At 47.8% G+C, this 13,479-nt stretch carries 14 protein-coding genes; 6 read left to right on the top strand and 8 right to left on the bottom strand.

Annotation, left to right across the window (positions count from 1 at the left end; all coding sequences use genetic code 11):
- Positions 1-43: 43 nt before the first annotated feature.
- Positions 44-526 carry a hypothetical protein gene (locus tag ACQKD4_RS11830; RefSeq protein ID WP_015880506.1) on the bottom strand — a complete coding sequence of 161 codons (483 nt, stop codon included), beginning with the start codon at positions 524-526 and terminating at the stop codon, positions 44-46.
- A 218-nt stretch (positions 527-744) separates the two neighbouring features.
- The gene (locus ACQKD4_RS11825; protein ID WP_074034330.1) at positions 745-1,239 is read right to left on the bottom strand and encodes a restriction endonuclease; all 495 of its coding nucleotides are present in this window, start codon (positions 1,237-1,239) and stop codon (positions 745-747) included.
- Positions 1,240-1,365: 126 nt separating this feature from the next.
- Between ACQKD4_RS11825 and ACQKD4_RS11820 the strand changes: the two genes are divergently transcribed.
- Both ACQKD4_RS11820 and ACQKD4_RS11815 read left to right on the top strand, forming a co-directional pair.
- Complete coding sequence (locus tag ACQKD4_RS11820; RefSeq protein ID WP_427373463.1) at positions 1,366-3,540, top strand: PAS domain-containing sensor histidine kinase; 2,175 nt, start codon at positions 1,366-1,368, stop codon at positions 3,538-3,540.
- The gene (locus ACQKD4_RS11815) at positions 3,537-4,607 is read left to right on the top strand and encodes an SDR family oxidoreductase (RefSeq protein WP_427373462.1); all 1,071 of its coding nucleotides are present in this window, start codon (positions 3,537-3,539) and stop codon (positions 4,605-4,607) included. Before ACQKD4_RS11820 ends, ACQKD4_RS11815 begins: the two co-directional genes overlap by 4 nt.
- A gap of 79 nt (positions 4,608-4,686) precedes the next feature.
- Here ACQKD4_RS11815 and ACQKD4_RS11810 read toward each other — a convergent pair whose 3' ends face one another.
- Positions 4,687-4,971: a hypothetical protein gene (locus ACQKD4_RS11810; RefSeq protein ID WP_427373459.1), complete on the bottom strand. Its 285-nt coding sequence runs from the start codon at positions 4,969-4,971 to the stop codon at positions 4,687-4,689.
- A gap of 185 nt (positions 4,972-5,156) precedes the next feature.
- Positions 5,157-6,536 (bottom strand): TrkH family potassium uptake protein, encoded by a 1,380-nt coding sequence (locus ACQKD4_RS11805; RefSeq protein WP_427373457.1) that lies wholly within the window; start codon positions 6,534-6,536, stop codon positions 5,157-5,159.
- A 200-nt stretch (positions 6,537-6,736) separates the two neighbouring features.
- On the opposite strand from ACQKD4_RS11805, the gene ACQKD4_RS11800 reads away from it, so the two are divergent.
- The 3 genes from ACQKD4_RS11800 (at position 6,737) to ACQKD4_RS11790 (ending at position 8,554) form a co-directional block, all read left to right on the top strand.
- Positions 6,737-6,928: a hypothetical protein gene (locus tag ACQKD4_RS11800; protein WP_224862903.1), complete on the top strand. Its 192-nt coding sequence runs from the start codon at positions 6,737-6,739 to the stop codon at positions 6,926-6,928.
- An 86-nt stretch (positions 6,929-7,014) separates the two neighbouring features.
- Positions 7,015-7,797, top strand: coding sequence for a flagellar motor stator protein MotA (motA, locus tag ACQKD4_RS11795; protein ID WP_074034258.1), 783 nt, complete (start codon positions 7,015-7,017; stop codon positions 7,795-7,797).
- Positions 7,775-8,554 (top strand): flagellar motor protein MotB, encoded by a 780-nt coding sequence (locus ACQKD4_RS11790; protein ID WP_274665042.1) that lies wholly within the window; start codon positions 7,775-7,777, stop codon positions 8,552-8,554. Before motA ends, ACQKD4_RS11790 begins: the two co-directional genes overlap by 23 nt.
- A 32-nt stretch (positions 8,555-8,586) precedes the next feature.
- On the opposite strand, the gene ACQKD4_RS11785 is transcribed toward ACQKD4_RS11790, so the two are convergent.
- From ACQKD4_RS11785 to ACQKD4_RS11770, 4 genes are all read right to left on the bottom strand, one after another.
- On the bottom strand, positions 8,587-10,011 hold the full coding sequence (locus tag ACQKD4_RS11785; protein WP_214746981.1) for a dihydrolipoyl dehydrogenase family protein: 1,425 nt from the start codon (positions 10,009-10,011) through the stop codon (positions 8,587-8,589).
- Complete coding sequence (locus tag ACQKD4_RS11780; RefSeq protein ID WP_214790343.1) at positions 10,008-10,373, bottom strand: DUF1499 domain-containing protein; 366 nt, start codon at positions 10,371-10,373, stop codon at positions 10,008-10,010. Before ACQKD4_RS11780 ends, ACQKD4_RS11785 begins: the two co-directional genes overlap by 4 nt.
- 66 nt (positions 10,374-10,439) lie before the next feature.
- Positions 10,440-11,819 (bottom strand): sensor histidine kinase, encoded by a 1,380-nt coding sequence (locus tag ACQKD4_RS11775; protein WP_214695920.1) that lies wholly within the window; start codon positions 11,817-11,819, stop codon positions 10,440-10,442.
- Positions 11,816-12,508: a response regulator transcription factor gene (locus ACQKD4_RS11770; protein WP_026824524.1), complete on the bottom strand. Its 693-nt coding sequence runs from the start codon at positions 12,506-12,508 to the stop codon at positions 11,816-11,818. Before ACQKD4_RS11770 ends, ACQKD4_RS11775 begins: the two co-directional genes overlap by 4 nt.
- Before the next feature lie 125 nt (positions 12,509-12,633).
- On the opposite strand from ACQKD4_RS11770, the gene ACQKD4_RS11765 reads away from it, so the two are divergent.
- The gene (locus tag ACQKD4_RS11765) at positions 12,634-13,455 is read left to right on the top strand and encodes a Cof-type HAD-IIB family hydrolase (RefSeq protein WP_271305945.1); all 822 of its coding nucleotides are present in this window, start codon (positions 12,634-12,636) and stop codon (positions 13,453-13,455) included.
- Positions 13,456-13,479: the final 24 nt, after the last annotated feature.

Below are 13,479 nucleotides of genomic sequence, written 5' to 3'. Positions count from 1 at the left end.
TTTGCATTAAAAAACACCGATCAAGGACCGGTGCTCGTCATCGTTATGAGACAGATGCTGCGAGCGGCATCCGCGATTTAACCGTTAACGTTTTTAAGACAGAAAGGAGTTCGAACATCGATAGCTGATCTGCTTCTTTCGTTAAGCAGAACGTGTCGTCCTCTTGTTTCCGTAGCTCCGCGACAAGTTTACCTGCTTTGTCACGGACGCTGAACTTATGACGTTCCACATCGTATTGAATCGTGAAGAGTCCGCGTTCATAGACGTTGTACTCACACTTTTTCCCGAATAACGAGAACTTGTCTTTCAATTGACCAATCGCCTGTCCGTCATGGTTCATCACGACCCATTTTTGGCAGTTCGGGATATACTTCCCGTGAGCGATCTGTCGTCCAGACAAATTGTGCACTTGGACACTGCCTTCCGCGTCGCGGTGAACAGATCCGATCGCATCATTTGTCTCATCATAAATGGTCGCCTCGCCTTGCGTAAAGACGCAACCTTTTACATAAATTAATTTGCGCACCGCTTTTTCCTCCTAGCACGTTCCAACCGTGATTGTTTGTATGTGTACGGTTGGGCATTTCTTGAAACCCCAATCGTTTCTCTGTGTAGTTTTTATCTCGTTTCAACTACTACATATTTCATATGACGAAGATGATTATTGCATCGATTAAAGAAAAAGACAAGCCCTTTTTTTCGACATCATTTTGGATTCTGTCGAACTTGTGAACAAGCCTATTCTTATCGCTTATATCCCGCTTCTTTTAAGAGTTCTTCAAGCTCCATTCTTGCAATCAGACGAACTTGATTTGGCGCCGCCAATTCATACGCACTGTCCGTAAATGTCGAGTTCGTCACGACCCATCCTTCATGTGCCTGATAGTACGGAACGGCAGCCGCAATTTGTTGAACCGCTTCAAGACCGACTACCTTTTCATACCGTTTCGCTTGTACCGCAATCGACCATCCATCGGGTGTCTCGAGTAACAAGTCTGCCCCAAAGTCACGCGAGGCTGGTGTCACGGTAACCGTGTATCCGAGCGCAGTGAACACATTCTCTAAAAACAGTTCGAATTCTCGGCCATCCATCCGATCGATTCGGTCGATTGTCGACAGTCGGGCTCTCCAGACGAACCACACGATTCCTAACACGAGTAGTAAGATACTGCTCCAAAGTGGTGCTCCGAACCACCATAGACCAATAGCACCGACCATACTAATAAGTAATCCAATCATCCCCATCGTTCCTTTCCACGTCCTCTCTCCCACTTTACCGTTTCGAGGGCAGGAAATGAAAGGGGGATCTGTCGAATGTTATAGAAGATATGCTCGTCTGACACCACGAAGGAGGGATGATCGTTCATGGAGAATCGCACCAATCTCCAAAGTGAGTTATTACATGCATTACCTTACGGGGTTGCTTTAATAGAAAAAGATGGAACAATCGTTCAAGCGAACCGACCGTTCTTAGAGAAGTTTCCAGAGAATCTACAGACTCGCACGAACCTCTTTCACATGGTCAACCAGTCCCCGATGACGATGGAATTATCTCGCCGAATGGAGCAGGGACTTCCATGGATGTATGAACTGCCGACGATGCGCGTGCATGCCATCCCTTGGGAGAATCATTATATCCTCTCCATCGAACCACTCCCTCTCGATACACGCGTGACGATTCAACACAATGCGTTTGAAGCGATGATGCACTCCGAGCTCGACATGGCGATGATCATGACGGATGCCAATATGTTGATCACTCGATTTAACCAGGGAGCGACGGAACTGTTCGGCTACGCTCCTCATGAAGTGTTATATGAGATGACCCCGTTCGCTTTGTTCGAGTCAAGAGAGCTGAGCGAAAAGCGTTCTGCCTATCAAGATGAGACAGAACGGTTGCTTTCGTTCGAACAAATGTTACGCCTCGCACTCGACAAAGGAGACCGTGAGTGGAAATTTCAATGTAAAGACCGGACACATTTTATCGGAAAACTCTTTATGCATCCGGTCTATGAACAAGAGCAACTCATCGGATTCTTTTTCTTCGTATTTGATGTGAGTCCTGAGATTGAACTAAAACGAGAACTCCGTTATAAGGAACAACGCTATCGGATGTTTGCCGAATCTGTCATCGAGGCTGTCCTATTCCACGAAGACGGGATGATTCTTGATGCGAACAAAGCGGCGGAATCCATCTTCAAAATTCCAGCTGAACAAATGGTCGGTCGGCAAACGGTTGAATTTATTGCCGAAGGATATCGGGCAGATGTGTTGCGACGAATCCGCAACCATATCCAAACACCATATGAAGTGATTGGACGACGAGCGGACGGCACGTTTCTAGAGATGGAGGTCTACCCGAAAGAAGTGACGTATCTAGGCCAAACATTACGAGTCGCCGTCATGCGTGACATTAGCGATCGTAAAAAAATAGAACGCATGCTCGAACGAGAGAAAAATGCGATTGCCCGCCAACGGGACATCATTCAATCGATTTTACAAGCGTCAAACGAAGCATTCGTCTTGACCGAGTCGAACGGGAGTGTCTTGTTCATGAACGTCCATGCGCGACGCCTCATGGACTTACCCGGGATCGCCCCGAATAAAATACAAGAGCGGATCCCCCTCCTCTCCACGTTTCGTCCACGTGACCGAAGCGAGATGCTACGTAAGATGGATCAACTGTTAGACGGAACGGCTCGGGAAGTGTCCATGCGTTTCTCCATCCCACAACCGAACGACCGAGATGAGGAATATTACGAGATGTACGGCACGACGATGGATACGAAACGACAAATCGGAATGGACAGCGGTTTCTTATTCGTATTCCGTAACCGAACGGAAGAAGAGCGGATGGACCAGATTAAAAACGAACTGGTGAGCACGGTCTCGCATGAACTACGGACACCTCTTTCTTCATTATCTGGCTACATCGAGTTGATGCTCGCTCGCGATTTGACGCCTGACAAGCGAGAACGTTTCTTGAAGACGATGTCACGAGAAGCGTCACGGTTAACGGCGTTACTCAATGACTTCTTAGACATTCAACGCATGGAGGGTGGTCATCAGGAATACAAGCAAGATCAGTTCTCATTGAATGAACTCGTCTTAGAGGTGGTTGAACGCTTCCGTGAAACGAATGACCATGCCATTCATTTTGATAACGCTGATGAAGATCTACGCTTGATTGCTGACCGGGACCGCATTGAACAAGTACTCGTCAACTTAATTTCGAATGCAATCAAGTATTCGCCGAACGAACAAGAAATTGAAGTACGGGTCCGGCACGACCACAATCAGGCCCACGTCTCTATTCGTGACTTCGGAATCGGTATTCCTGAACACGCCTTCGAGAAACTTTTTACAAAGTTTTATCGGGTCGATAACTCCGATACACGTAAAATTGGTGGGACCGGTCTTGGCTTGTCCATCTGTAAAGAAATCATCGAATCCCATGGCGGCAGCATCGAAGTGGAATCGACTGTCGGAAAAGGATCGACGTTTACATTCACACTAGACTTAGCGGAGGAACTATCATGAACGATTATGCCTTTACCGGATTCCCTGGATTTTTAGCTGGAAAGTTAATCGAACATCTTGCGTCGTTGCCTCATCAAATCGGAACTATCTATGCGCTTCATCTCCCTAACCAACAGCTTGAAGCGGAAGAACTACGAGACACGTTGCTGTCTACGACATCCCTCGAGCCTCGCCAGCTCGTCTTAGTGGAGGCGGACATCACGTTACCGGAAGTGATTCTCGATCCGATTATGCGCTCTGTCATCGAGCGTGACGTGCATTACGTCTTTCATCTAGCTGCGGCCTATGACTTGAGCATTCCGTATGACACGGGGTATCGAATCAATATCCTCGGTACGAAACACGTCACGGCGTTCGCCAAACGGTCGAAACAGTTAAAGCGGTACGTCTATTTCAGTACGGCCTATATTGCCGGTCGCAGGCAAGGGACCGTCTATGAGAACGAACTCTGGCATCGGGCTCGATTTAAAAATCATTATGAAGCGACTAAATATGAAGCGGAAGCACTCGTCTCCCGCGAGATGGGAGCGATGCCAATCACTATCATTCGTCCTGGTATTGTGATTGGACATAGTCGAACAGGTGAAACGAAGAAGTTTGACGGTGTCTATTTTGTATTGAAATTGATGGCGCAACTTCAACAGATGCGACCGCTCCCTTATATCGGGCGTGCGAACGTCGAAGTGAATTTAGTTCCTTATGATTATGTCGTGGAAGCGACCGCCTTCCTGGCACACTCGCCAGTCGGGTCGAAACGGACGTTTCATTTGACGGATCCTTTCCCGCATGGTGCGCGTGAAGTGTATCGCATGCTACATGAGACGATGTTCCACCGTCCTCCTCGCGGCACGGTTCCCCATGCTGTTGCAGATGTCGCATTCACGACTTGGAAAAACGCCGCACAACTGGATGTTCCGCACGAACTGCTAGACTATTTCAAACATCCTGTCCATTTCGATACGACGCAAACGATTCGTGCGCTCGATGGGACTGGAATCGTCTGTCCGGATCTTCAAGATTACCTACCGGAGGTCGTCCAATATTTCATGACACACGAAAAGCCCTGAATGCGTTCAGGGCTTCAACTTTGATTGGAATCACAGTGATATAGCAGGTGTGCGCTGTGAACGAGCGCACACTTGCTTTTTAGATTTCATCCGCGTGTCTACGAGACTCTGCTTGATCGTGTAGAATACGCTCAAGGACGAGGATATAGACCAACGCCACAAGGAGTCCCACGATACCAGGTAGAACAGCAACAATCACATCCTCCAAATATATTTTTGGAATCAGGTAAAGGAAGAGTGACTTCACCACATTCATCAATATCAGTGAGGTGAGCAAAACAAGCGTCACCGCTCTTTTTGATGCATCCCCGAAGAATGGACGTCCTTCTTCCTCTCCTTTTGTTATACCTAGCCAAGATAACAAGTTAAAACCCCCTTGATCGATTCAGACAGATTACTTATTTTTAAATCCATTATATACCAATGATTAAATAGGATAAAAGCTGATAAAAAATGATTTCGCTTTCTGATAAGTATAGACCTAAAAAAGGCTGCAATCCCCTATACATGGATTGCAGCCAAATGCGTTCTTTCTTCATACGCTCTTTTTTAACCAATCAAAATCTTCTCTTTCGGATAGCGAATCTTCCGGTCGGCTTGTCGTGCGACCGTAAAGAGAATCGTCAACGATCCGACACGTCCAAGGAGCATCATGAACATGATGAACCCTTTGCCGGCAGCATTCAAATCAGCAGTAATGCCTAATGATAACCCGACCGTCCCGAACGCCGACACCGTCTCAAACAGAATGGCGCTCGCTGGAATGTGACCGTTTGTCAAAATGACGAGTGTCGTAATGATCAGGATGAAGAAGAAGCTCGAGATGGCGACAACGTATGCCTTTTTGATTTGAAACGCATCAATCGTCCGCTCCATGATCACCGTTTCTTTCTTACCCGCAATGAACGCCCACATGTCCGCGAAGATGACCGCTAGCGTTGTCACTTTAATCCCTGACCCTGTCGAAGCTGCACCAGCCCCGATATACATCAAAATTAAAATCAAGCCGATTGATGCCGGCGCCATCGTTGCGATATCAATCGTATTAAAACCGGCCGTACGTGTCGTCACGGCTTGGAAGAAGGTCACGTGTAGCGCCTCACCGATGGACCGCCCATAGAGAGAACCTTCGTTTGATACCCACTCAAACATCATGAGCAGGAACCATGCCACCCCATTGATGACCAATAGGGACAGAATCATAATTTTTGAATGGAGGGCGAGACGCTTCCATCCTCGCACTTCTGTCGCATCGGCAATCGTCGTGAACCCGAGACCCCCGATCATGATCATGAGGGCAATCGTCACGACAATCGCCGTGTTTTGTTCAAATGACATCAGACTGTCCGGGAACAACGCGAAGCCTGCATTGTTAAAGGCAGAGACCGCATGGAAAAAGCCATAGTAGAGAGCTGCACCGAAAGAATAGCGCTCTGTACTATATAGCTCAAACGTCAAAAACAGCATCCCTATAAATTGAACAATGACCGTCGTGAAGACGATATTTCGCACGAGACGAACCGTTCCACCGGGTCCGGCTAAGTTTAACGACTCTTGCAAAAGAATCCGTTGTTTCAATCCAATTTTCTTCCCTAATACACTGAGGAGCATCAACGCGATTGTCATGAACCCGAGACCCCCAATTTGAATGAGAGCGACAATCACCAATTCTCCGAACAAGTTGAATGACGAACCGATGTCGACTGTCGACAGTCCGGTCACGGTACCCGCGGAAGTTGCGATAAATAGACAATCAATCCAAGAGACTGGTTCTTCTTGAGCAAATGGCATATATAAAAGTGTTGCCCCGATAAAAATCGCAAGTAAAAATCCTCCCGCGATAAAGCGAGCAGGTTTTTCAAACACGACTCGATAAAGTACCTCGATTCGCTTCAAGCGCATCTCACGCGCTGACAGTCTATGTCGCATCACGACATCCCCTTCACTTCTGTTATTCTAAGCCTCATGTTACTCCTCGCCTTTCTAAATGCCAACAAGAAAATGTATCTCTAACGCTTTCCTCGATTTTTTGGTATTATGAGAGATAGACTTTAAGAATGTTGAGGAGGTTGAATGAAACCGTGGACCCTAGTACGGTAGATCATTCGATAGAGGATGTCTCGCGAAGGTTGGAGCGACAATCACAATGTATGCCCGCTCACCTTTATTTTCAGCTAGAAGAGTTACTCAATTGGTCACTTGAGCAAGAAGTCGTGAATCAATTGTACGCATTGTTAAAAAAATACGACGTATTAACCGATATAGAGCGTGAAGAACGAAACATCAGCATTCAAATGCTGATTGATGAAAACGGCGCTTAATCATCGGGAACGCATGTTGCGGGAGACGAGTAGCGTCTCTCGCTTTTTTTGTCCTGATTTATTTCGGAAAGGTGGAAAACAAAGACATGGATGTCGTCACGTTAGTCGGGCTCATACTCGGGTTCCTCACCCTCGTTGGTGGAATGCTATTAAAAGGAGCGGGTATCGCACCGCTGATCAACCCTGCCGCAATCGTTATCATTTTCGTCGGTACAGCTGCTGCGGTCAGTATCGCCGTATCGAAAGAACAGCTTCAAAATGTACCGAAGTTATTTAAAATCTTGTTCAAAAAACAAGAACTCCCAAGTAAATCTGGATTGCTTACACAATTTGTCGACTTATCGACGCAAGCTCGGAAAGAGGGTCTATTATCTCTTGAAACAGCACTCGAACAAGTCGAAGAACCATTTTTACGCCAAGGCATGATGATGGTCATCGACGGTCAACCTTCTGAATACATTGCGGAAGTCATGTCACGTGACATCGAAAACATGGAACAGCGTCATAAGGCGAACGCCGACATCTTCACCCAGGCCGGGACATATGCGCCGACGCTCGGTGTACTCGGAGCCGTTATCGGATTGATCGCCGCCCTGAAAGATTTGTCGGATATCGAAAAACTCGGACACGCCATTTCGGCGGCCTTCGTCGCGACACTATTCGGGATTTTCACCGGGTACGTACTTTGGTTCCCGTTTGCCAATAAATTAAAGCAGTATTCGAAGAGCGAAGTCGTCATCAAAGAAATGATGATTGAAGGGATTTTATCGATTCAAAGCGGTGAATCTCCAAAAACGTTAGAAGATAAGCTGTCTGTGTATTTGTCTCCAAAGGAGCGAGCTGACTATGAAACGCAAAAAGAAGCATGATCATGAAGAACACATTCCAGAAGGTTGGCTCATTCCTTACGCCGACTTATTGACACTCTTGCTCGCGCTCTTCATCGTATTGTTTGCATCGAGTAACATCGACCAGACGAAGCTCGAGAAAATGTCGCGCTCGTTCAACCAAGTATTCTCTGGAGGCGTCAGTGTCTTCCAAGCTTCGACCGCCTCAAACAGCGACATCAGTCGGACAGATAACACGAATACGACCGCCAACCCACGCACGTACGAGCTCGCTCAGCTTGATGAGTTGAAAGAAGATGTGAACCAATACATTAAGAAGAACGGGTTAGAGAGCCAAATTAAAGCGACCATCAACTCGAGCGGTCTCGTCTTAACGATTCAAGACCGCGCCCTCTTCAACTTAGGAGAAGCGACACTTGATGCCGATGCTCGAAATGTGGCTCAAAACATCAGTCAAATCTTAGAGAAGGCTGGAAAGCGAGAAATTGTCGTCTCTGGTCATACGGATAACATCCCTATCAACACGGCCCGCTTCCCATCGAACTGGGAGCTCAGTTCAGCACGTGCGACGGCATTCATGCGTGGATTATTAACGAATGATGCACTGAATCCGGCTCAGTTTACACTCGCAAGTTACGGGGAATTCAAACCAATCGCTACGAACGACACAGAAGAAGGTCGTTCGAAAAACCGACGTGTCGAAGTGTTAATTAAACCGCTCGTCGACTTATCGGAGGGCGAACCGAAAATGATTGAAACGATCACCTTACCGAACTAAAATCACCCACTCAAACGAGTGGGTGATTTGTGTTATTGCGTCAATTTGAAGTAACGTCTCGCCAGTTCTGTGAGCGGACTTTCAAACAAGCGTTTCCGCCAGTAGAGATCCGTCACTTTCTTCACCGCTTCACTGCGCGATGGATAAGGGTAAATCATTCGTGACAACTTGCCGATCTTATCGCCGCGTTGCATCGCATAGACGACGATTTGCATCCAGTCGCCAGCTGATTCACCAACCGCATGTGCCCCGATAATCTTTCCATTTTTCTTCGTGATGACTTTGACAAAGCCCGCCTCTTGGCGTTCGGCGATGAAACGGTCCACTTCTGATAATTTCGCTTCATATGTCTCGATGTCATCCCCGTAACGCTCACGCGCTTCTTTCTCCGTCATCCCAACGTGAAATACTTCGGGATCTGTGAACGTGATCCAAGGAAGCTTACTGTAATCTACCTTGTTCCATAGTCCAAACAGTGCGTTTGCGACAACCGCTTTCCCTTCTTCGCCAGCCGCGTGTGTGAACGGTAACGTCTTGATCGTATCGCCAATCGCAAAGATATGCGGTTGTGACGTCCGATACGAAGAAGAGACATCGATGTATCCTTTCGTCACTTGAACGTTTGCACGATCGAGACGAAGCGCGTCGATGCGTGGCACACGCCCTGTCGCCATGAGCAGTTTATCTGCTTCATATTCGACTGTCTCGCCGTCCACCTCTGTCGTGACACGAATGCGGCCGTCGACTTCATCGACCCGGTTGACCTTCACGCCGATTTTTAAGCGCATCGCCATCTCGAGTTGAGATTTTAGGTAAGTTGAGACGTCTTCATCTTCTTTTGGCAAGAACGCATCCTGTGCCTCGAGTACCGTAACTTGCGAGCCGAGTCGAACAAACGATTGTGCTAGCTCGAGGCCGACTGTCCCGGCACCGATGACAATGAGGCTTTCCGGAAGCGTCTCTTCTTCAAAAACCGTCTCGTTCGTTAAGTATGGGACTTGATCCAATCCGTCGATTGGAGGGACTGTCGGTTTCGACCCCGTCGAGATGACGAATTTTTTCCCAATCAATAAATCGTCCCCGACTTTCAATTCTGTCGGGCTTTGGAAAGAAGCCTCTCCGATATAAACGTCGACCCCGATCTTTTCAAAACGTTCTGTCCCATCATGGTCTTGGATAATAGCCCGCGCCTTGTCGACTCGTGCTTTCGACATTTGATAATGCTCGCCTCCATTGAATTCCGTTCCGAGAACACGTGCCGCGCGCATCATCGCATTCGCTTCTTTCGAGGCGGCAATCAATGCTTTCGACGGGACACATCCGACGTGCAGACAGTCGCCACCTAAATGTTTGTTCTTTTCAACAAGCGCGACTTTCGCGCCTAAGTTCGCTGCTCCTGCTGCTACCGTCATCCCAGCGGCACCACCGCCGATGACAATCAACTGATAGTCCTTCATCGAATCAACCTCCGGTATCGTTCACTCACATCTTCCATCCGCTTCCGATTCACGCCAAAGTCTGAATAGCCGACACGTGACGCAGACCGAAACTCGACTTGTTGAGTGGAATCATCAAATAGAAAATTCACATCATCTTTAAAACGCATTACTTTCGAGGTCACCACATAATGAAGGCCCTCATCTGTTTCTTTAACCAGTTCGGCCCGTGGCAATTGGTTCATTGCCATCTTGATCGCTTCAATTGATTGGCCGCGACTACCCGCATATGGGAGCGGAGACATGCGTAACTCTTCAATCGAGGTTTGCGTCGAGACGGCATTTGGACTTCCTTTTAACGGCTTCAATGACTGATTGGCCATAACAAAAACCTCCCTCATTCTACATACATCTATATATGTAGCCTGAATTCGGGAGGTTTAACCCTATTAATGTAGTTCGCTCGGGTCGAGAGGTAATAAAACCGTCACGGTCGTCCCGTGTCCGACCTCACTCTCGATGACGAGTTTTCCTTCATGTGCCTCAATCAACTCTTTGGAGATGGCGAGTCCGAGACCGCTACTCCCTTCCGTCACATGGGCCTGATAGAACATTTCGGTGATACGCTGCAAATGCTCACGTGAGATACCAGGACCTTCATCGATGATCGAGATGAAGGCGACACGTTCTGATTGAACGAAACGGATGGTCAATGTCCCGCCATCCGGTGAAAAGCGAATCGCATTCTCAAGAATGTTCAGGAACACTTGTTTCAATCGATTCTCATCAAATAGCCCGACTGATTTTTGAGGATAACGTTCGATGAGTGTAATGCCTTTGTCTTCGAGCGACTGCTTTAACTGCAACGTCACTTTTCGCAACAAGGAGACTAAATCGAGTTCCTGACGATACAAGACCAATCGACTCTCTTCAATCTTCGTGTAATCGAGAAGCTGCTCTACAAGACCAATCATGCGCTCTGTTTCCGAATGAATGATACTCAGACCAAGCTCCGTTTCTTCAGACAATTTCTCATCGCCACCTCGAATCGTCTCCGTCCATCCTTTAATCGATGTGAGCGGTGTCCGCAGTTCATGGGAGACGCTCGAGAGAAACTCATTACGTGTCGACTGGTGCTGCTGTACTTTCGCACCTAAATACGTGAGTGTCCGAGCCAATGCCCCAAGCTCATGTTTCTCATTCGACTCCACAGCGACGTCGAAATCACCTTGAGCCATCTCATCCGCCGTTTCGATGATTTGACGAATCGGACGGACGAAACGATCAGCAATGCGAATGACCGTGTAGAGTGCGAGTAACCAGATGAGGACACCAATCATGACGACGGTCATCCAAATCTCACGAATCAGCGTGTCTAGGTCTTCGAGCGGGCGTGTAAAGCTAATCGCGAACTCTGACGTATCGTTCGTCATAATCGGACTGGTGACCGATAAGTAATGCTCGTCACCGACGTCATAGTCCTGAACGACCGACTCCCCTCGTGACAGCTCTTGTAATTGTTCTTGTGAAAAAGATGCCTGCCTCGTCCGTTGACCGGTCGTCTTGACGATGGAACCGCTCTGGTCGACAATCGTCAAATCGGTTCCGGGATATCCGAATGTCCGGACGAGAACGGAAAAGGCACTCGGCGTCTCAAACCCGACTTGGGCTTGAGGATATAAATATGCACTCGTGGTCGCATGACTGAGTAACGCTTCCGACTCATACTCGTAATAGTATCGATATGTCCCATAAGACAAGACACTGACGAGTAAAAGCAAGACGATCGTCACGACAATCATCATGCGAATGACTAACTGTTGTTTCATGCTTCATGTCTCCGCCATTTATATCCGTGACCCCATAATGTTTCAATGTAAATCGGATGACTCGGGTCATCTTCGATTTTTTGACGCAATCGACGAATGTTGACGTCGACGGTCTTGCGGTCACCGAAGTAGTTGACGCCCCATACCGCATCGAGTAGTGCATCACGCGATAAAACAATTTCTTCGTTTTGAACGAGATGACAAATCAAGTCATACTCCGTCGGCGTCAAATCGATCGATTGACCATACTTCGTCACTTGCTTCGCCGCAAGATCAATCGCGAATGGGCCTGACTTCAACCGCTTCGAGTCTTTTCGTTTCACTTTTTCCACACGTCGCAGCAACGCTTGAATGCGTGCCACCAACTCGCCTGGACTGAACGGCTTGGCGATATAATCGTCCGCGCCTTTTCCGAGTCCTTCGATTTTATCTTCTTCAAGCGTTCGTGCCGTCAACATGATGATCCCGACGTTTTCATCGATATCTCGAATGGCCGCACACGCCTCGAATCCGTCCATCTCCGGCATCATGACATCTAATAAGACGACATCGAACGGTTCACGGTCAAATGCGGTGACCGCTTCTCGTCCATTCGTCGCTTCGAACACATCGAAACCGGCTCGTTTTAAATTTACAATAATGAAGCTGCGAATCGCATGCTCGTCCTCAGCTACTAAAATTCGATTCATATTTACACCTCTTCTAGAGTTCACTTCTCTACATTATAGTTACGTTTTTGCGACAAGGTTGTCAATTGACCTTAAAAAGGTTTAGGATGGAGTCATTAGATTCTGAAGGAGGACCCCCTACTACTATGAGTTACAAGATGATTGTATTGGATATGGATGATACGCTCCTCACGAGCGACCATACGATTTCCCCTAAAACAAAAGAAGCACTTCTCGATGCGCAAGAGCGCGGCTATAAAGTCGTGCTCGCGAGTGGCCGCCCAACGTTTGCGATGTGGGATGCAGCCCGTGAATTGGAACTTGCGAAGTACGGTAGCTTCATCTTATCGTTCAACGGTGCATCGGTCATCAATTGCGCAACGAACGAGGAAATTTTCTCGAGTACGCTTCAACCGGACACAGTCGCCCATCTCCATGATATCAGTGAACGGGAAGGAATCGCGATTCATACGTACGTCGGTAACGAAATCGTAACCGATCGCCCGAACCCGTATACGGATATCGAAGGTGAATTGACAGGTATGCCGGTCGTTCATGTCGATAACTTTAAAGAAGCCGTGACCGCACCAGTCGTCAAATGTTTGATGCTTGCCGATGGTGACACACTTGCTCCGATTGAGACGAAGCTTCAAGAAGAGTTGGCTGGAAAATTGGCCGTCGCTCGTTCAAAACCGTTCTTCCTAGAGTTCACGGAAGCCGGTGTCACAAAAGGGACAAGCCTCGCTTTCCTAGCAGATCAACTCGGCATCGCCCAGAAAGAAGTCATCGCTTGCGGTGATGGAAACAATGACTTGACGATGATTGAATGGGCAGGTCTCGGTGTTGCGATGGGTAACGCCAATACGACAGTCAAAGGGAAAGCAGACTTCATTACGAAGTCAAACAACGAAGACGGAATTGCGCATGTCATCGAGACATACATGGCGGACGTACTCGTCACGCAATAAGCTTCTGGTTGGAGAAAGGGAGGA

Source organism: Exiguobacterium sp. NPDC077395 (assembly GCF_050269125.1).
GTDB lineage: Bacteria > Bacillota > Bacilli > Exiguobacteriales > Exiguobacteriaceae > Exiguobacterium > Exiguobacterium aestuarii_A.
Note: the sequence above shows the minus strand (reverse complement) of the source record. Positions and strands in the feature narration are given on the sequence as shown.

What these genes read in the sequence shown, in the direction of transcription:
- ACQKD4_RS11815 (WP_427373462.1), top strand. Translation starts at nt 3,537, where the DNA reads ATGAACGATTATGCCTTTACCGGATTCCCTGGATTTTTAGCTGGAAAG.
- ACQKD4_RS11805 (WP_427373457.1), bottom strand. Translation starts at nt 6,536, where the DNA reads ATGCGACATAGACTGTCAGCGCGTGAGATGCGCTTGAAGCGAATCGAG.
- ACQKD4_RS11780 (WP_214790343.1), bottom strand. Translation starts at nt 10,373, where the DNA reads ATGGCCAATCAGTCATTGAAGCCGTTAAAAGGAAGTCCAAATGCCGTC.
- ACQKD4_RS11765 (WP_271305945.1), top strand. Translation starts at nt 12,634, where the DNA reads ATGAGTTACAAGATGATTGTATTGGATATGGATGATACGCTCCTCACG.
- ACQKD4_RS11770 (WP_026824524.1), bottom strand. Translation starts at nt 12,508, where the DNA reads ATGAATCGAATTTTAGTAGCTGAGGACGAGCATGCGATTCGCAGCTTC.
- ACQKD4_RS11825 (WP_074034330.1), bottom strand. Translation starts at nt 1,239, where the DNA reads ATGATTGGATTACTTATTAGTATGGTCGGTGCTATTGGTCTATGGTGG.
- ACQKD4_RS11790 (WP_274665042.1), top strand. Translation starts at nt 7,775, where the DNA reads ATGAAACGCAAAAAGAAGCATGATCATGAAGAACACATTCCAGAAGGT.
- motA (WP_074034258.1), top strand. Translation starts at nt 7,015, where the DNA reads ATGGATGTCGTCACGTTAGTCGGGCTCATACTCGGGTTCCTCACCCTC.
- ACQKD4_RS11785 (WP_214746981.1), bottom strand. Translation starts at nt 10,011, where the DNA reads ATGAAGGACTATCAGTTGATTGTCATCGGCGGTGGTGCCGCTGGGATG.
- ACQKD4_RS11775 (WP_214695920.1), bottom strand. Translation starts at nt 11,819, where the DNA reads ATGAAACAACAGTTAGTCATTCGCATGATGATTGTCGTGACGATCGTC.
- ACQKD4_RS11820 (WP_427373463.1), top strand. Translation starts at nt 1,366, where the DNA reads ATGGAGAATCGCACCAATCTCCAAAGTGAGTTATTACATGCATTACCT.